Here is an 18,654-nt window from a genome sequence, read left to right as displayed (position 1 = left end):
CTTTCATACCTTATATTTGCAACGTGAAACTTCTTTTTTAGTTTTTGCATCATTTCCGTTCGGACGGGAAAGAAAGTGAATCTCATCCTCATCCCAATACTTTCTGGCAGTATATAGATGCGTCCCTTTTTCATCAAAACAAGAGATCATGATAAAATCGTAATAATACTCGAACAACTCTTGATCTTCGTCACTGCATTCACAGTCAATCTGCCGGTATTTTTTTAGCAAATACGCGTCATCATGAATCTTCCAAATCCATTCTTCGCATTCAAACGGCTCGTTATAGACGATGTTAGACATATTGGATGGCATTCCTTAAAAACGGATCATCCAGCCATTCGTCTATCTGGGCTGCGGAAAATCCTTTAGAGACATTCAGATCAATCAGCGTCCCGCCTGAATAGCCGAATGAAGCGGATCTGTCGGGGATTGTGTCCGGACCTTTTGCCAATACATTCTTCAGCTTTTTCAGCATGTTTCCGCAGCTTCTGTCCAAATCGCTTTTCGGGTTTGCGGCGGCTTGAATGACTTTTTCAAGCTTCTCATTTCCGCCGATGATGTCACCTGCTTCATTCAAACTGACGTCCGGCAGAGTGAGCCCTGCCATCGTTTTTAGAAACTCATTGACATGCCATTTTTCGTAAGCGGCTTTGTCTACCGGCTTTCCATTCTGTTCACCGACATAATCCGAATGGCTTAACAGCTCGGCCCCCAGCTCTTCTACCCCATTCAGCGCCATTTCTATTTGCGCTCTTTTCTGATCGTCAAAAGTCCCTTCAACTGTAATGTGATTTTTGCCATCGACATGAATCTGCATGCTTTCATTTTCCGCAAGGGTGATGCCGTTTTCTCTGAGGGCTTTTTCGATATCACTGTTTAAGAGCTGCCTGTTTTCATAGAGAAAATATATTGAAAGCTGCACGCCATTCATTTGAGATTTTAGTGATCGTCCGTTTTTTTGCGCTTCTTCAGCCTCCTTGCTGATGGTCAGCGTATCTTTTTTTGCAGCGGCTTCGGTCTCAGGCCTTTTTGTTTTTGACTGCTGTTGGTTTGAAACAAAATCTATCAGTTTTTCTGTATAAAGTGCAAGTTTAACCCTATCTCGAATATTCATGGGAGCTCCTTTCCAGCTCATCATTTTTTACCAGCCGTATGTTTGATCATATTGGTAGTTGATCTTCAACTGCGGCGATTTCCAAGTTGAACTGCTCCATGCAAGCGAGTAATATCTGGCATTCCATGTCGTTTTGACAGGCAGTCCGTTTTCCAATTTAATATCCGGGAACAATGTTCCTCCAGAAACGGTTTTATGCCAGACGCCTTCTTCTTTGTTTAGTACTTCTCTAAAGGTGTTGCCTAGACTTGGGGAAATCGTTCCTTCTGCGGATACGCTCTTGACGACCGCTCCGTCAGGGACGGCTGAGTCGTTTGCCAGGTTTACTGCAGCCGTTGGAGAGACGGTTCCTTTTCCAGGGCTGGAGATTGCTGATGGTGACAATCTGGCCGTATATGTTCCGCTTTTCATTCTGTCTATAAATTCAAGCCTGTAAAATCCCCATTCATCATATGTGCCGTTTTTCGAGCTGACAACGGCGATATACTTTCCCGTTTCAGGAACATCAAAACGAATGATTTCATTTTGGGTTCCCGTTCTTTCAGAAGCGTCAATGGCAGGGTAGCCGTAGGAATCTTTAAATAAGAAAAGGTCATAGTCTGTACCTGCCGGGATGTTCTTGAGGTGAATGGCGAGCTGTTCCCCTTTTGTGGCATAGAACTTATAAAAATCTTTATCTTTGGCACTATGAATCGTTGCCGAAATCGTCTTATATTTCCACAAACCGATATCATATGCGGAGGCCAGTGAATCATTGGGTTCGTATTCGTCTTCGTATACGCTCGCTGAAGCCGAATACACCGGAACCGATAACAACAAAAGAATGAACATTAACAAACACACGCTTTTTTTCATTTGTTATTGCCTCCTATTCATGTATAAAAGAACTTCCCTTCCTTATATCGGTAATAAAATGTAAGTTTTAAGAAACATTGCGAAATAATAGTAAAACATACCCTCCCCATGTCTGTTCCTTGATCTGGTCTTTCAAAAGTCTACATCGATTTAACTCCGCTGTTTTCTGATTTTTTGAGAATGCGGGACTTACCGGACTCCAAGACTCGCAGCACAAGTACAAGAAACAGCATAATAACCCCTAACACAATCAATATCCAAAATGCCGTTTGAACAGGAAAATCGTCCAAACTCCATCCCATAGCGACCGGCAGCATGGCACCCCCGAGCCCGTTGGAAGCAAGCAAAATGCTTGTCGTCTGCTCTGTCTTCCCCGGGAAAAACTGATTGGTAATGATCAAAGCGATTGCAAACATTCCCGCCATAAACAGACCGGCCAGGAAGCAAAGCGCAAATCCCGCCCAAACGCTGCCGCTCATTGCCAACATGATGAGCGACAATAGACTGCCAATATTAATCATCCTGAGAAAGCGGTGATAGGTCATTTTCTCAGAAACGATCCCTGTCAATGCCCGTCCGATGACCATCCCGGACCAGTAAAGGGTGACCGATATCGCCGCCAAGGAATTAGCAATCTGCCAATTTTCAGCAAAAATGGCCGGCATGAAATTGACGATCGACATCTCACTGCCGCCGTAAAAGAAGAAATAGACAGCCGCTAAAGCAATGAACAGCAAGCTCTTATCTCGATATCTAGTACGAGTCTCGTTTCCCGTCTTCTCCCGGCTTTCTTGATCAGCCATTAATTCATCCAGGCTTTCAAGATTCAGCCGCTTCCAGCCGATCATCAACAGGAAAGCGCTTAATCCGAGCACAAGAAAGGCCAATGGCCATATGCCTCTGCTGATTAAAAAGCCTGATAGCAGCGGCATAAAGAGAGCTCCCAGGCCGTATGCCACTTCCACCTTGCTCATGGCTGCCGCCTGCTTATCCTTAATGGCCGTCAGGATAATCGTTCCCACGCAAGGCTCAACTAACCCTGCTCCAAGCCCGGCTACACCGACAAATAAAAAAAGCAAAGGCCAGGGAGGCAAAAAGAAGATAAACAATTCACAGCTGATCATCGCCAAGCCCAAAAGGACGACGTTTACTCTCCCCAGTTTTTTGACGAACAGAGGCATCGTAAGCACCCCTATTAAAAACCCCATAAACTGCGAAAATACCAATATTCCGCCATTGCTGTAGCTTTGCGAGTAATGTGCCAGAAGCTCCGGCAGGACAGCTCCGAGAATGACGAGGGTAAAAGCAATCAATCCGTAAGAAAAACAACTGATCCACAGCAGACGAGTTTTCATCGTTTGATCTCCTTATCGAAGATTTTTCAAACCAATTATTGTTAACATATCATAAAATTAGCAGACGGACATCCCTGATTTATACGTTAACAAATATTTAACACAATTAATGAAAAAAGCATTGACAATATTTTTCAAAATTCTAATATTAATGACATGTTTATCCTTTTTTGGATATTCAATAAAAATCAGGGGTGGTATATATGGGGACGAAACAGGTTGCAAATCCGGACAGCTTGTATTACAAAGTCGATGATGTTGTGATGGTCAGAGGAGAAGGAATTCATTTATACGATCAGGAGGACAACGAATATATTGATTGTGCCTCGGCAACGTTCAACTTGAATTTGGGATACAGCAACAAAGAAGTGATCGACGCAGTCAAAGACCAGGCGGACAAGCTCATTCATGTCACTTCTTCCTTCCAGACGGATGCAGTCAATCAATTAGCCGAAAAGCTCGTCGAGATTTCCCCGGATAACCTTACGAAAGTACACCCCAAGGTCAGCAGCGGTTCGGCTGCCAATGAAGGCGCTATTAAGATGGCTCAGTATTATTCAGGAAAAAGAGATGTCATTTCACTTTTTCGAAGCCACCTCGGACAAACGTATATGATGTCTGCTTTATCCGGAAATTCGTTTCGCAGAGAGCCGTTTCCCCCGCAGTTTTCTTTCGGACTGCAAGTCCCTGATCCGTATTGTCAGCGCTGCTTTTACAAACAAAAGCCGGATACGTGCGGCATGCTTTGTGTAGAAAGGATTCATGATTTTATTGAGTACGCCAGCAGCGGTAAAGTCGCTGCCATTATCGTCGAACCGATTTCCGGGAACGGAGGCAATATTGTACCGCCTAAAGGATACTTCAAAGCGTTGAAACAGCTCTGTGAAGAGCACGATATCGCCCTGATCTTCGACGAAATCCAGACCGGCTTCGGAAGGACCGGCAAAATGTTCGCCGCCGAGCACTTCGATGTGAAGCCGAATATGATGACTGTCGCCAAAGGACTGGGAGGTACGGGCTTCCAAGTCGCCGCCACCCTCACTGAAGAAAAATATACCGGACTGCCCGGCCATCACCACTCCTTCACATACGGCTCAAATGTCATGGCGTCGGCGGCAGCCTGTGCAACCATCGATATTATGCAGCGGCCGGGGTTTTTAGAAAACGTAACGACCGTCGGAAACTATATTATGGAGTCCTTAGAGGACATGAAACAGGCGTTTCCATTTATCGGAGATGTCAGAGGACTCGGCCTGATGATCGGGGTCGAGATTGTCAAGGATGATTTCGAGCCTGATGTCGAGCTGACCAATTATATTTCCAAACGGGCTATGGACTACGGTTTGATTATCCGGACTTCCCGTTACGGCTACGGAAACGTGTTTAAGATCCGGCCGCCGCTGACCATCACGCTCAGCGAAGCGGAAATGCTTTGCTACAGACTTCGCCAATTGCTGGAGGCGGTAAAATGAGAGACTATATCATCGAACTCGGGACATTTGTTTATCAGAAGCTGAAAGGCCAAAAAGGGACATTGAAAAAACGGATCGTCAACGGCTATTCTCCGGGAGGGGACGCCCAATTTAACATCGATCAGGCTGCTGAAGACGCGGTGCTGGAGTTTATCACGAACAGAGACTGTCCGATCGCTTTCTATACGGAAGACGGCGGGCTCAAGATGTTTGGCGAAAATCCGCAATACATTTTGATCGTCGACCCCATTGACGGAACCCGGCCGGCCGCCGCAGGGCTTGAAATGGCGTGCATCTCCATTGCTTTGGCGGCGTATAAACCGGATGCGAAAATCAAAGATATTGAATTCGCTTTTCTGCTGGAGCTGAAAAGCGGCGCCTATATGTACGGCGATATTTACACCGCCTCCATCTTTAGCGAAGGCTTCGACGGGAAACTGCCGAATATGAGCAGCGTTACAGAATTAAAACACATGTTTTGGAGCCTAGAGTTCAACGGCCATCCCGCGCAATTGATGACCAGTGCATACGGCCATTTGATTGACCTGTCTGCAAATAACGGCGGCGTCTTCGTGTTCAACAGCGCATCCTACTCCATCTCCAGAATTATCACCGGACAAATGGACGCATATGTCGATATCGGCAATCGCCTGCTCAAAGACGATCCCGGCCTGCTGCCCGATTTTCAGAAAGTAGGGAACGGCAAAGTCTTGCATCTGTTTCCTTACGATATTGCGGCCAGTGTATTTTTAGCGAAAAAAGCGGGTGTTGTCATTACCGATGCCTATGGACATTCTTTGGATGACACTCTTCTCACGGATCTAAGCTATCACAACCAGCAATCGTGCATTGCGGCATCGACAAAGGAACTTCATCAAAAACTGCTTGACGAAATCCGCTGGGAAAAAAGGAGGAGCAGAGATGAAAGCGTTAGTGTGGACTCCCTCTGATAAGCTTGAATATTTGGATGTAGAAGAACCGCAAATCCAAAAGCCCAATGAAGTAAAGGTGAAAATATACGGCACCGGAATTTGCGGAACCGACCTTAATGTGCTGAAAGGAAAAATGTATGCTGCACACAATATGATCATGGGCCATGAGTCAGCCGGAGTCGTCGTTGAGACCGGCGAAGACGTCAAAAACGTCAAGCCCGGGGATCGCGTCGTCATTGATCCGACCCAGTACTGCGGCAAATGCTACTATTGCAGAAAAGGATTAACCTGCTACTGCGAGACGTTTGAAGACTGGCAGCTGGGGATCGGGGCGCATGGAACGTTTGCCGAATATTACGTAGGCGAAGATCGGTTTATGTATAAAATACCGGACGCAATGGAGTGGGAGCGGGCCGTTTTAATCGAGCCTCTGTCGTGCGTTTTACATGTGATGGAAAAAGCCGCGATCAAACCGGATGACTCCGTATTGGTTTTAGGCTCAGGGCCCATCGGTCTGCTCGTTCAGATGATGGCCAAAAAAACGGCAAGGCTGACCGTCGCAACGGAGATTGGCAGCTTTAGAGCGGAAGCGGCGCGCGCTTTGTCCGATCACATCTATCATCCTGACGAATTAAACCTTGAGGAAGTTTTTCGCATCAACCAGGGACGAAAATTTGACGTGATTTTTGATGCGATCGGAAATCAGCTGGAATGGGCTTATCCATTGGCTGAAAAAGGCGGAAGGCTAGTTCCCATGGGCTTTGACGACACATATGAAATGAAAATCAAACCGTATCAGCTGCTATCGGGCGGAGTTACGATTGTCGGGACCGGGGAAGCCAGGCAGATCATGGAATCGGCCTTATCCTGCGCCTCGGACATGCCCCGGCTTAAAGAGCTGATCACCGAAAAGACGGCGCTTGAAAATTTTGAACAGGCGATTGACAATCTGATGGGCATTGACCCGATTACAAAAGAGAGAAAAGATATCACGGCGATCAAAACGATTCTTGTTACAGATCCGGATATGATGTAGCAGGAAAAGAACCGGCTCGTTTCCGAGCCGGTTCAGCTTATTCGAAGAATGACTCACTGCCCTTTAGCAGCAAGCTCCCGCAAATCCTTTTTGACGATCTTGCCTAGCCTGTTTTTCGGAAGGCTTTCGGCAAACACGATGTCAGGAATTTTGTATTCCGCAAGGCGCCCTTTGCAGAATTCGATGATATCCCGTTCGCTTAAAGGAGAGTTCTCGTTTTTCACGACGTATGCCCTCGGAACTTCACCGTACATCTCATCTGGAACGCCGATAACGGCCGTTTCGACAACGCCCGGAACCTGCTCGATCACTTCCTCCACCTGATCCGGATAAATATTGTCTCCGCCATATACAATCACGTCTTTATAGCGGCCGGTAATATATAAAAATCCGTCTTCGTCAAGCCTGCCCGAGTCGCCCATGTAAAACCATCCATCCTTCAGTACCTTTTGCGTCGCTTGCGGGTTTTGATAATACCCTTCAAACACGTACGGGCTTTTGACGGCAACTTCCCCGACTTCACCTGCCGGAAGCTCTTCCCGTGTCTCGGGATGGACGATTTTCACGCTGACGTGAGGAATCGGTTTACCGGCGGAATTGACTTTATCCCAGCCCATGTCAGGCCTCCAGACGCTGATCGTCCAGGCTTCGGTGCTTCCGTACCCCTGCACCATTTGGATGCCGCGTTCATGGTATTCTTTAATCAGCCGCACCGGAACCTTTGTCCCGCCTGAAATCAGGCTCAAGATCGATGACAGGTTATACTCGCGCTTTTTCATTTCCTCAAGCATGTAAGTATATACAGACGGAAACGCCATCATCATATGAATGCCTTTTGCTTCGATTTCCTGCAAAATCTCTGCAGGCTCCGGATCAGATAAAAAGTAGAGCCCTACTCCTTCAAAAGCGCCCTGAAACACATGGTTCAGCGAGCTCATATGATACAGCGGATGGCTCGCCAGAAAACGGGTTCCTTTCAGCCGCTTTCCTTTTACATTCACTTCTGTCAAATACGCGGCGAGGCTGCCGTGATTAACCATGCATCCCTTCGGATTTCCCGTCGTTCCGGATGTGAACAGCATCAAAGCTAAATCGTGTTCTGTCACCTGCTCCGTCTCAACCTCGGATGGCCTGTCTTTTAAAAGGCTTTCAAATTGTCCGGTGGTGTCCATTCCCACACCTGCTTCAATCAGGATGCAACGCTCAAGCTGCCGGCGCAGCGGCAATAAAACGTCTGCAAACTCCCGGTCGTAAAAAACGGCCTTGGGCTGGGATTTGTTTAAAATCCCCTCCAATTCGTAGGATGTCAACTGCCAGCTGAGGGGAACGGCCGTCGCGCCGATCTTCAATGACGCCAGCAAAATGACGGGGAAATGGTGATTATTTTTACATAAAATCGCAACATGATCTCCTTTTTGAACACCCGCCTCCAGCAGATAATGCGACAATTGGTTCACCCGCTCGCAGTATTCCTTGAACGTAAACGTCCGGCTTCCTCCGGATAAAGCCGCCAATTCGTCTGAGCTTTCCATATGGTGATTGATTAATTGCTGAAGTGTACCCAAAATATTCATCTCCAATTGTTCATTGTATCTCACAAAACATGGTTATATTATGTGACGTACAAATTCATTCTAAAACAAAAAATATCCATTGTAAAACCATTTCAAGTTGGAATTGTTCTGTTTATTAATTGATAATTAGAGAAAACAATTTGGATTTATTTTCAATCTTAAAAATCTCTTTCTATACGCTTCACTTATGATAAAATTGACCTATGTTCGACTAGTACAAATCAATGAGGCCGCTATACGGAAATGAGGAATCCTTCATGAAGCACCATATCATGGAAGCCAACCTGTTAGACCATGCCTTGTCGAAATTTTTGCGATCTTCAAAGGAAATCGATGAAAAAACGATTCCAAAGCATATTACAAGCGTAAAAGGGTTTATTTTACGGATCATTCACAGACACGGAACTTGTACCGTGAAAAACATTTTGCAGGAAGTATCGCTGTCTCCATCGGCTACGACGAACGCGCTGAATCATTTAGAAAAAGAAGGGCTTGTCATCAGATCAAGAAACACTGATGACAGGCGCACGGTCTGGCTTGAACTGTCCCAGGAAGGAAAACGGATCGCAGCGCAGATGGTCGAAAACCGCCAGGCATTGATTGATCAGCTGTTTGAAAAGCTGTCAGAAGAAGAAAAAGAGACTTTTTTTGCTTTGATTGGGAAGATTTTTACGTAATGCCCGCTTGCATGCCAGGCCATCGATACGATCGACAGCCTGGTTTTCTTTTATTTGAGGCCCAGCGCTTCAAACGCCATGTCCATATGCTCTTTTTTCTTTGTCAAAAGCGCAAACATGGCGATCTCGATTCCGTAAGCGGCCTGCTTCTCGGCAATATGCCGTTTCATCCCCGGCCAGACCCGCCCCCCGGCTTCTTCGTAGAAGCCGATGAGCCGGGCTGTTTCCGTTTCGCCTAGAATCGTCTGATACAGAAGAAAATCTTTAGCAGGATCAGCGACCTTCGCTTCAGTCCAATCCAACAGACCTGTCACACGGAGATCCCTGTCAATCAGAATATGCGGCGGATGCAGGTCGCCATGGATCAACACGGAATGCCTTTGCCAATACGAATCATCCGAAATCCACCTTTGCCACCTTTCCCACAGCATCTCGCTGACTCCAAGCTCTTCCTTGATCCGCTCCATGTCGTCCGCTTTTTTTGTCGTACATCGTCTGGACTCATCACCTGTACACCTGCTTCCTTAGCCGCATGATGATCGATCCCGTGGAGGTCGGCAAGCGTTTGCGCGAGCGAACGGACAAACGGCTCGGCAGGCGGCTGATGCTTCATATTCCACACATAATTCCTGATCTCCATATCGATGACGGCAGCCGGAACACCGGCAAGCATCGGATACGCAATTAATTCCGGCTCATCGATTTGCCATTCCGGAACCTCGGCCTGAAGGCGGCCCCGAAGCATTTTGAGCACTCTTCCTTCGGCAGCGGCCCTTTTGATGACATCGTCCCGCCTTGGCCTTCTCAGCACCCATCTCCTCCCTGATTCATCATCTGCAAAAACGACTTGAAAATCCATGCCCGACTCATTGATCTCCGCACCTTCAGATTTCAGCTGAAGACCGTATGTCTCTGCCAGCCCCAGCATTTGTTCCATATTCAATTCAATTTCCCCCTTATCCGTTTTTCGATCAAAAAAACACAGGCCATCCGCCTGTGCTGTTTTAAAATCGGTTCAAAAACGCAAAAAAAGGGGCGTCCGAATCGCGCCCCTTTCCCCTCATATTAGATTCCATCAAAAGGCAGATCAATCCCGATTACCCTGCACACAGGCAGAGACCTTGCTCCACTATTTAATTAGCGGCAACCGGAATCTGATGTATGCCATATTGGAACCCCTCCGTTCTGTAAAGTTAGGTTTATTTTAACAGGTTTTCCAATAGTCCTCAATACCTTTGACTAAAGATTCATACCGGCTTGACGCTTTAGGTTTTCGAACCAGGCCGTATCCCCTGTTCCATAAGTCTTCTTCTGTCCTATATCTCTCAAAGATCCATTGCTGTAGTCAATCGATAAAATAAAATCCGGAATGGAATCATACCCGGCTTTCGCAAGCTTGCCAAGCTGTGATCCATAGTGAGCCAATGCATAATTGACCGTTTTCTTTTGCACGGGATCCTTTTCAAGCTCTTCTTTATACACATCTAATAAATCGCGGCCGTCAGGCGTTACAAAACGGCCGTCGATGACTTCCAAGTCTTTCACATGATAGCCCGTCACTTCATACATTTCACGGGCTGTTTGGTATTTTTGATACGCATCAGGGGAATATTGGGCAGAATCACTGCTTAAGCTTTTCATGATATGCAAAAATAGTTCTTTGCTGTTTTCGCCCGTTTCTAATAATTTCTCGATTTGATTGATCAGTTCTTCATCGTCTGTACCGCTGACCTTAACTTTATAATCAATCGGCGTAATCGAAATCGTGAGCGTCGTATCCTTTGGAATGTCAATTTGAAACCGGTCCAGCAATATGTGAAGCTGCTGGTTGACCTGGCTGCGCTGATATATCTTTTCATTCTCAGCATCGACCTCGCCATTTAAAGATACATTGCGGAATGCAGCATCTTGCAGGTTATAGCTTTGCGCCTTGCCTTTGAACAGCCATTCCGTTTCATTGTCATATGCAGCCTGCCGCTCCGCTGCTGTTAAATCGCTTCTAAAATAAGGGGAAGCCGGATTTTTATATTTATCCTTTATATAGCCGAGCGGGTCGGGCTTCGTTTTGTTGATCGCATTGATCCTGCTGTACTTTTCATCAAGGATTTTGGTGCAGATGTCGCTCTGTGACTCGTAGGGATTGTTTGCACGAATCACCGTTTCTTCCCCGGTATCTGCCACAGTCCGGTTATTCGCGGTTTGGTACAGTCTGCTGAAGCTCCCGGCGTTGTTAACAATCCTGTCCTTTGAATAGTTCAGCTGCTTCAGCCCTTCAGCAGACGATTTTTCGAATACCGCAGCAGTATGGGAAGAACGGGTTTTGCTTGTTTTAGATGCATGCTCTTTCAGCATGTTTTGGACCATCAGCTGTGTACGGATGTATTGACGATTCAGTCGCATCGGAGCCCTCCTGTTCAACTCTGTCTATTGTTTTATATCGGCTTGATTGTGTTAATGTTAACCTTATCAAACAATTTTTTACACAGAGTGTATAGAAGAACCGCCTTGCATTCGGCGGCAAAATCCCGTTATTCCTGCTCCCCGCTTTTCTTAGTGATCCTCTCCATCACCTCATGCAGCCCTTCAGGCTTATAAAACTCCACCGGAGAGCTCCCCTTTTCAAACGAAATCGTCTCTGCTTCAATGAGCGCGACATAGCGGCCGTTCACTTTCGCAAGATGGATAGAGTCCCCGAAGTCGGCAAGCAATCCTTTAATCTCGGTTTCTCCGAGCTTCATTTTCAGCTCTGCCTCAGGCATATGCTCAATGATCTGTGCGGAGGCTTCGATCACCTGATGGGTGTCGAGCCGCTCTTGAATCTCCCGCTTCTCACTGGCTTCCCAGATTTCCATATCGTGTTCAAATTGCTTGAGCTCTTCGCTGCTGTCTTCAAATGTCTCATATACGTGCTCCTGCACCATGTTCATGACCTGCGACTTCATGATCTCAGGCATCGATTCCCCGTACTCGACGAATTTCAGAAAATCCTCGAAATAGCGCGCGTGCGAAGCCTGGTGGATTTTCACTTCGCTTTCTTCTGTCATTCCCTCTTCAGGCATGTGCGGATATTGGATCGATTTCATGTTTTTTGTCGTGATCGCCATTTCGACCTTGCGGATCAACGACGATTCGTCGGCGATCGAAGCGACCTTCGGCTCAAAATCGCATTTCATGATAAAGACGAATGCATCATCGAAATATTTGCGGGGCACGGCGGATGCTACTAAAAACACGCCGCCGCGGACGGCGCTCGTGTCAAGGTATGTGCGGACGAACTGCTCGCTCAGTTCATTGAAATCTTCTTTTGTTTCAGCTTGCTTTGTCCGATGGAACAGGTTGTAGTTTGGGTTTGAATCAAGCTCATGCCCCGGCTCTGTAATGAAGCGGCCGATTTTCGTCGGCACCTGTTCTGACTTCGGATGGCGGTCCGCTTTCCGTTTGACGATTTTTTTCAATTCCCCGTCTAAGAAATCCTTCAGTTCGCTGTTTTCGAATTCTTCCGTATCAAGTGTCTGGAAGTGTTTAAATTGCTTATTGGCCTGCTCGTCCTTGCCGTCGACTTGTATGACATAAAATGAAATATAACGAATTTCAAATTCCATGATGCGTATTCACCCGGTTTCCTAGTTATTTCAGTTCTTCAAGTATAGGAAAACGCCGGTTTTCCGTCAATGAAGCCAAAATGAAAAGATGACCTCCTTATCACGGGGGCCATCTTTTTTAATCCAGAGGCTTATTCTTTTTATAGTAAAGCGTCACGCTTTGCTTCCGCAGATTTTCAATAATGTCATGATAGCTGCTTGCAAACTGTTCATTATCTTGTTTCATCCGGGTAATCACCGTTTTTCGGTTTTCGCTTTTGTGATCCAATTCTTCTTTGATTTTCGTGATGATCATGCCTTTTTGTCCTTCAATCTCACTTTTTAGCTTCTTGTCAAATTCGTTCAGCTCTTTCAAAATGCTTTTCAGCGGTGCATTCAGACGGCCCGCTTTATCCTTTGCCGAGATGCTGCTTAAAAACATATATGTAGCCGAAACCGTTTCAGTTTCCTCCAATAACGGTTTTACCATGTTCATTGAATCCCCCTATGCCTTAAAATCAAATAATGCTGAGATTTGCTTGTCCTCATCGCATAACTTCTCAATGCTTGAGCGAATGTCTTTCACAAACCGTTTTTTCTCGGAAGTTTGTTTTTTTAATTCACTGATGATGCCGTCACACTCGGGAAGCGGAGCCGTGTGATACGAGTCGTGAACGACGATTTTATTTAATTTGCCGCTTGAAGATGCAAAGCCTGAGGCAAGCGTAAACTGAAAGTCGTATTGGTAGTGCGAGGGATTGGCTTCCATATCATGAATGGCTTTCGTAAGCGCGGCTTTTTTATTTGCGAAATGATCGTGGATTTCGTGGTGAAACACGCGTTGATAACGGTCGATTTCATCTTCGATTTTTGAAATGGCGGCCATCCCCGCCTGATAGATCCTGACGGCCGATGACAGATTGACCTTAATCTCTTTTCCGTCCTTGTCTTTCTTTGAAAAGTATATATCCCCGCCTTTATAGCTGATGCCTTTCTTTTTGGACAAGGCGTTTAAAAGCGGCGTTATACTGTGGCCTTCCGCAATTAAACTGAGGAGGTCTTCCGTATCTGCACCCAGCTGCTTTACATAAGCGATCAAACGGTTAATGCTATCTTGGGATTTATCAAAGATTCCTTTCCATTCAAAGAAATTCAATTTATTATCCATAAGCTGCTGATATAGATTTTTCAGTGTCGATATTTCTTTATCGATATTCCCGAGGTCTTTTTCGATTACTGCCTTTTGCACGGCATCTATATAGCCGTTAGCCTCCAGTTGATCGAGTATAATGTCTTTGTTTTTCATAATTGTATCGACAAACGCCAAAAATTCGGGAAGCTTCTCCTTCACTTCAGCCGCAATGTCATCCGCCATGCTAAAAAAATCCACGACTTTTGCATTCATATATAGCATCTTTTGTTTGGGGCTCTTGATGTTCTTAAAGTTATTGATCAACTCCAAGTCAATGCCTGCCGCTTCTTTTAAAAAACCATTAAGACCATTCTTTTGATAGGCGCCTGAGTACTGTCTCCAGTATTTTTGAATACTTCGCACTTCCTCATCAGGAATTTGATCGATGATATTTCTGATCCCTTTCACATCAGGATTCGTATCCGTCATCTTCACATCGCCAAACGTGATGAAATCGGCCTTTCCGCTGACGCCGTAGAGCGGATCGTCTTTGGAGATGCGCTGGGTGATGTTGGCGGTGACGCCTTTGTCGTTGTAGTATTTGACGATGGCTTTTTTGAGTTGGTTTTTAGGAATTTCACTAATTTTTATTGCGTTAAATTTCCTTTTAAGGTAATCAGTAAGTTTATAGTCTGCTTTTAAAATATGGCCAACACTTATCTGCGCACCGTTTACTCCGTAAATTTCATCAAATTCTCCATCAATCAACTGAACCAATACCTGGTTATTATTAGCGAGAGAATGTCCCATCGCGTAAGTTTTTAAATTATTTGCACCTTGCGTCTTTTCCTTTGCTTCGATAGTAAATTCTTTTGTTGCTTTGTATTGGCTATCGTCCATTCCTAGAAAGAGTCCAAAAAAGTTATATAACCAGTCCCCATTATCCGCGCTACCCTCAGAAATAATTTGAAGCTGGTTAGTATGATGTTTTTTATCTTTAATGTATATGGCTGTACCATCATAGCCAGAATTTTTAATGGAATAATCTGTTTTTTTCAACAGTTCGTTGGAAGTATATATATCAATATCTTTTGGAAGTTCTTTATTCGTTTCTTCTTTATAAATTCTCCGAACGTCTGTCGCAAAGTCCTCTTTTGCTTTTTTAACTTCATTTGCATTTTTTGAAGCAAATCTCTTTTTATAGCTGTATTCTAAATTGATTAAACGCAGTTTTACATTCTCATTTTCAAATAAATTTTTATTTGTCATCTTCCTTCTCCTTCTTCATCTTGAAGGTTATTGAATTAATAAGTTTTTTTGCATTTTCTCTCGCTTTTTCTTCTGTTAGTGAACATGGCTGATCCTCTTTCTGGCAGGCAAATGTAAAATTATATTCAACGCCTAAATAATCCTCTTCTGTAGACTTCACATAGCCAAAATAACTATATGAAAAGTTGTATTTTCTATCTAAATCATCAAAATTATTTTTCATGTAAGCAAAATAAATATCTCTTCCAGACTTATTGCTTTTTTCGAAGTCGCCTTTGTATCCATTTTGCCCGCTTATAATCTTGAGCATTGTTTTAGGCTTATTAACATATGATTGTTGAGAATAATATTTGACTTGAGCATTAAGAACAATATTTGTTTTTTTATCATAGCTATTAAAAGCAATACCTTCTATATTTTCTCCATTGTTGGATGACAGGTCTTCTTCATACTCCCCATCCTCCGGAAACAACATCGTAAACCCCTTCAACTTCGACTCAAGCAGATAGTACCCAGGCTCCACTTCCTTCGTTGAAGCCATGTATTCTCTCGTTTTCTCATCCTGAAACGCCGGAACTTGCGGCAGATCCTTCGGGTCCATGTCTTTCGGTTTGACGGCTTCTTCTTGATTCCCGTTCTTTTGGCTGTCGCTCATACTGCATCCTCCTGTAAAAGCTAGTATTATAGCAAAACACATCATCATCATTTTTTTCATTTTTTAAAACCTCCAAGGGTCCTGATGTTAACGGACTTTCAAACATTTTTGGTGCGATTGACCCACTTGAAAACGATCCTTTCTTATGTTACAACATGGAATAAATTAGATAAATAGGAAAAATGTCCTGAAAACTCTGTCGGCGAGATGGTAGTCAACATAGGAAATAGGCCGAACGGTTATTGTGACGGGGAATAAGAGAGGCCTTTGGTTTGTTCCTTCAGCTAAACAAACTGTACAAAAGACTCATCTGATTTTTTCATAAGAGGTTGTTGATAAACATACCACCAAGCAGTTCCTTTATAGTGATATTAATGTTTTTTCAATCCGAAGCAATATTCACTTATGATCTATACGGAACTATTTACACGAAGTTTCATCAATATAGTTTTGGCTGTGATTCCGTTTGGAGTATCAGATGTTGCGGACAATAAGAGATTTTCTGAGCTTGCTTCTCTTCTTTTATCCCATTATTAAGACCACCCTATAGTCTGTATAGGGTGGTCTTCGATTAAGTCACAGGCGCTGGATTGAACAGACATAAGTCATTATACAGCCCCCAATGTTCGGCCCATGTCTGTCTGCGGCCGCTTGCGACATCGAGGATCATTCGGAAGAGATCCCGGCCGACTTCTTCTATTGACGCTTCACCGGTGGCGATCCGTCCGGCATTGATATCGATCAAATCGTGCCAGTCTTCCGATAACGATTGCCTCGTCGAGACTTTGATGACAGGCGCCATCTCCAAGCCGTACGGCGTTCCCCTGCCGGTTGTGAAAACCTGGAGGTGCATTCCTGAAGCCAGCTGCAGCGTTCCGCAGACAAAGTCGCTCGCGGGCGTCGCTGCAAAAATGAGGCCTTTCTGTTCGGCTCTTTCGCCTGGCGCCAATACGCCGTTTATCGGGCTGCTGCCTGACTTCGCAATCGATCCGAGCGATTTTTCCACGACATTTGCCAGTCCGCCTTTTTTATTGCCGGGGGACGGGTTGGCGCTCCGGTCCGCTTCGCCTCTTTGGAGATACCGGTCATACCAGGCCATTTCCCTGATAAGCGCGCGTCCGACTTCCTCATTTGCGGCCCGCGGGGTTAATAAATGGACGGCATCGCGTACTTCTGTTACTTCGGAAAATAAAACCGTCGCCCCTGCCCGGACCAGCAGATCTGCCGCATATCCCGCCGCAGGATTGGCGGTGACTCCTGAAAATGCATCGCTTCCCCCGCACTGCAGACCGATGACCAATTCAGAAACAGGGCATGTTTCCCGTTTTCGCTCGTTCAGTCTTTTCAAGCGTTCTTCGGCCATATCCATAATGGATTGAACCATTTGCGAAAACCCTTGGCGCTCTTGCAGCAAAAGGATGTTCTCCGAACCGCCGTCCGGCGCGATCCTTGCGGGAAGCAGCTTTTCGCAGCCGAGGCCGATGATCATCGCTTGGCCGCCAAAATTGGGATGCCTCGCAAGATTTTGAATCGTGCGAATCGGAATGGCGGCTTCGGGGGCATGGATGGCAACCCCGCATCCGTACTGGTGGTTTATTGCCGCTACTCCATCGACATTTGGGTATTTCGGAAGGAGCTCTTCTTTAATCCGTTTGACCGCGTAATCAAGAACGCCCCTGACGCATTGGACGCTCGTCATGATCCCGAGGACGTTTCTCGTTCCGGCGCTGCCGTCTTCATTTCGATATCCTTCAAATGTATAGCCTTCAAGAGGCGGCATGGACTTCGGAACCTTTGTAGCGATCGGCAGTTCCTCTAAATCCGGGGCTTCCGGAAGCTCAAGCATCGATTCAGAAATCCATGTGCCTTTTTGAATGGGCTCTGCGGCGTAGCCGATAATTTCGCCGTAGCGGACAATCGCCCCGCCTTTTTCGATATCTGCTAAAGCGACTTTATGTCCTTCGGGAACGCGTTCTTTTAGTTCAAGCCCGCAGGGAAATACGGTTCCCTCCTTCAGTCCCCCGGTATTGACGATGATTGCCGTATTGTCCTTCGGATTCACCTGAATGTAAAGCGGGGTTTCTTGCCGGTTTACTTGTACAGCCATAGTTCAACATCAACTCCCCTTTGCGATTTGTTGAAAGCGCTGTCAAATGAACCGCGGCTGTCTTATATCTGAAGCATCAATTTCCCTTTTCATCTTCGCCTTTTTCTTGATCAAGACCTTTCAGAATTTTGTCGCGCACAAATTTTAAGTGTTCATACATGTGGTGATAGGCTTGATAAGGATCTCTTTGTTCGAGGGCCTTCAAAATATTCGAATGATATTCGACGGTCCGGTCCCTCTCCCTGTACGGAATCTGGCTGTCTATTTTGGCGTGCGTCATCAAGAGTGACTGAATCATTCCTTCCACTACCGGGTTATTCGCGCTTAACGCGATGATCCGGTGAAATTCCTTATCCGCTTCGCCGTAATCGTTATCCGTGCTATTTGCGATTATATCGATCGTTTCCTTCAGCCTCGCAAGCTGGCTGTCATCTATTTTTTCCGCTGCGATCGTCACCAGACCGAGTTCAAGCGCCATGCGCGCCTCAATAATGGCAGGCAAATTGTCAACTGCCAAAGCCAGCATGACATTGAACGGCTGGATGCCGATTTTGTCGTTAAAATACGTGCCGTCGCGGGTTTTTCTTTTGATGACGCCGAGCGTTTCAAGAGAAATTAACGCTTCCCTGAGGACAGGTCTGCTGACGTTTAAAATTTCCATTAATTCGATTTCCGTCGGCAGTTTATCGCCGGGTTTCATTTGACCGCTTGACAGTAAATGGACGATCCGCTCAACAACCTGTTTTGCCAATGTTTTGCGATTTACTGATTCTACTTGTAATGTCTCCATATCTTCTTCCACGGATGTGGTCCCCCTTTCAGTTGCTCATATTGTAAGACAAAATACAGCATATGACAACGTTGATATGGGGACGAATACCGCAGAATCGCT

At 45.5% G+C, this 18,654-nt stretch carries 16 protein-coding genes and 1 pseudogene; 4 read left to right on the top strand and 13 right to left on the bottom strand.

Annotated elements, in window-relative coordinates; translation table 11 throughout:
- Positions 1-3: 3 nt before the first annotated feature.
- The 4 genes from MHB78_RS02120 to MHB78_RS02105 all read right to left on the bottom strand — a co-directional run bounded on the left by MHB78_RS02120 (position 4) and on the right by MHB78_RS02105 (position 3,327).
- On the bottom strand, positions 4-303 hold the full coding sequence (locus MHB78_RS02120) for a hypothetical protein (RefSeq protein WP_046129036.1): 300 nt from the start codon (positions 301-303) through the stop codon (positions 4-6).
- Positions 296-1,117 carry a hypothetical protein gene (locus tag MHB78_RS02115; protein WP_046129037.1) on the bottom strand — a complete coding sequence of 274 codons (822 nt, stop codon included), beginning with the start codon at positions 1,115-1,117 and terminating at the stop codon, positions 296-298. The genes MHB78_RS02120 and MHB78_RS02115 overlap by 8 nt, the downstream gene beginning before the upstream one ends.
- Before the next feature lie 27 nt (positions 1,118-1,144).
- A complete protein-coding gene (locus tag MHB78_RS02110) occupies positions 1,145-1,972 on the bottom strand; it encodes a PPC domain-containing protein (protein ID WP_046129038.1) in 828 nt (275 codons plus the stop codon).
- A gap of 140 nt (positions 1,973-2,112) precedes the next feature.
- Positions 2,113-3,327 carry an MFS transporter gene (locus MHB78_RS02105; RefSeq protein ID WP_046129039.1) on the bottom strand — a complete coding sequence of 405 codons (1,215 nt, stop codon included), beginning with the start codon at positions 3,325-3,327 and terminating at the stop codon, positions 2,113-2,115.
- Positions 3,328-3,530: 203 nt separating this feature from the next.
- Here MHB78_RS02105 and MHB78_RS02100 point away from each other — a divergent pair, with 203 nt between their 5' ends.
- The 3 genes from MHB78_RS02100 to MHB78_RS02090 are packed head-to-tail and all read left to right on the top strand — an operon-like array spanning position 3,531 to position 6,767.
- Complete coding sequence (locus tag MHB78_RS02100) at positions 3,531-4,799, top strand: aspartate aminotransferase family protein (protein WP_046129040.1); 1,269 nt, start codon at positions 3,531-3,533, stop codon at positions 4,797-4,799.
- Positions 4,796-5,749 carry an inositol monophosphatase family protein gene (locus MHB78_RS02095; protein ID WP_046129041.1) on the top strand — a complete coding sequence of 318 codons (954 nt, stop codon included), beginning with the start codon at positions 4,796-4,798 and terminating at the stop codon, positions 5,747-5,749. Before MHB78_RS02100 ends, MHB78_RS02095 begins: the two co-directional genes overlap by 4 nt.
- Complete coding sequence (locus tag MHB78_RS02090) at positions 5,721-6,767, top strand: alcohol dehydrogenase catalytic domain-containing protein (RefSeq protein ID WP_046129042.1); 1,047 nt, start codon at positions 5,721-5,723, stop codon at positions 6,765-6,767. The genes MHB78_RS02095 and MHB78_RS02090 overlap by 29 nt, the downstream gene beginning before the upstream one ends.
- Positions 6,768-6,820: 53 nt before the next feature.
- Here MHB78_RS02090 and MHB78_RS02085 read toward each other — a convergent pair whose 3' ends face one another.
- Positions 6,821-8,332, bottom strand: a complete 1,512-nt coding sequence (locus tag MHB78_RS02085; protein ID WP_046129043.1) for a class I adenylate-forming enzyme family protein — start codon at positions 8,330-8,332, stop codon at positions 6,821-6,823.
- A gap of 266 nt (positions 8,333-8,598) precedes the next feature.
- Between MHB78_RS02085 and MHB78_RS02080 the strand changes: the two genes are divergently transcribed.
- Positions 8,599-9,018 carry a MarR family transcriptional regulator gene (locus MHB78_RS02080; protein ID WP_046129044.1) on the top strand — a complete coding sequence of 140 codons (420 nt, stop codon included), beginning with the start codon at positions 8,599-8,601 and terminating at the stop codon, positions 9,016-9,018.
- A 50-nt stretch (positions 9,019-9,068) separates the two neighbouring features.
- On the opposite strand, the pseudogene MHB78_RS02075 reads toward MHB78_RS02080, so the two are convergent.
- The 8 genes and pseudogenes from MHB78_RS02075 to MHB78_RS02040 all read right to left on the bottom strand — a co-directional run bounded on the left by MHB78_RS02075 (position 9,069) and on the right by MHB78_RS02040 (position 18,564).
- Positions 9,069-9,955, bottom strand: a pseudogene (locus MHB78_RS02075) (macrolide 2'-phosphotransferase).
- 302 nt (positions 9,956-10,257) lie between these two features.
- Entirely contained in the window at positions 10,258-11,418 is a 1,161-nt protein-coding gene (locus MHB78_RS02070) for a DUF4885 family protein (RefSeq protein ID WP_046129045.1), read from the bottom strand.
- Positions 11,419-11,546: 128 nt separating this feature from the next.
- Positions 11,547-12,620 (bottom strand): DUF3900 domain-containing protein, encoded by a 1,074-nt coding sequence (locus tag MHB78_RS02065; RefSeq protein ID WP_046129046.1) that lies wholly within the window; start codon positions 12,618-12,620, stop codon positions 11,547-11,549.
- Between the two features lie 118 nt (positions 12,621-12,738).
- Positions 12,739-13,095, bottom strand: a complete 357-nt coding sequence (locus MHB78_RS02060; protein WP_231947417.1) for a hypothetical protein — start codon at positions 13,093-13,095, stop codon at positions 12,739-12,741.
- A 9-nt stretch (positions 13,096-13,104) separates the two neighbouring features.
- Positions 13,105-15,000 (bottom strand): DUF6792 domain-containing protein, encoded by a 1,896-nt coding sequence (locus MHB78_RS02055; protein ID WP_046129047.1) that lies wholly within the window; start codon positions 14,998-15,000, stop codon positions 13,105-13,107.
- A complete protein-coding gene (locus MHB78_RS02050; RefSeq protein ID WP_046129048.1) occupies positions 14,990-15,715 on the bottom strand; it encodes a hypothetical protein in 726 nt (241 codons plus the stop codon). The genes MHB78_RS02055 and MHB78_RS02050 overlap by 11 nt, the downstream gene beginning before the upstream one ends.
- Before the next feature lie 511 nt (positions 15,716-16,226).
- Positions 16,227-17,762 (bottom strand): galactarate dehydratase, encoded by a 1,536-nt coding sequence (gene garD, locus MHB78_RS02045; protein WP_046129049.1) that lies wholly within the window; start codon positions 17,760-17,762, stop codon positions 16,227-16,229.
- A 76-nt stretch (positions 17,763-17,838) separates the two neighbouring features.
- On the bottom strand, positions 17,839-18,564 hold the full coding sequence (locus tag MHB78_RS02040) for a FadR/GntR family transcriptional regulator (protein WP_046129050.1): 726 nt from the start codon (positions 18,562-18,564) through the stop codon (positions 17,839-17,841).
- Positions 18,565-18,654: the final 90 nt, after the last annotated feature.

This window comes from Bacillus sp. FSL K6-0138, from assembly GCF_037982765.1.
GTDB lineage: Bacteria > Bacillota > Bacilli > Bacillales > Bacillaceae > Bacillus > Bacillus glycinifermentans.
Note: the sequence above shows the minus strand (reverse complement) of the source record. Positions and strands in the feature narration are given on the sequence as shown.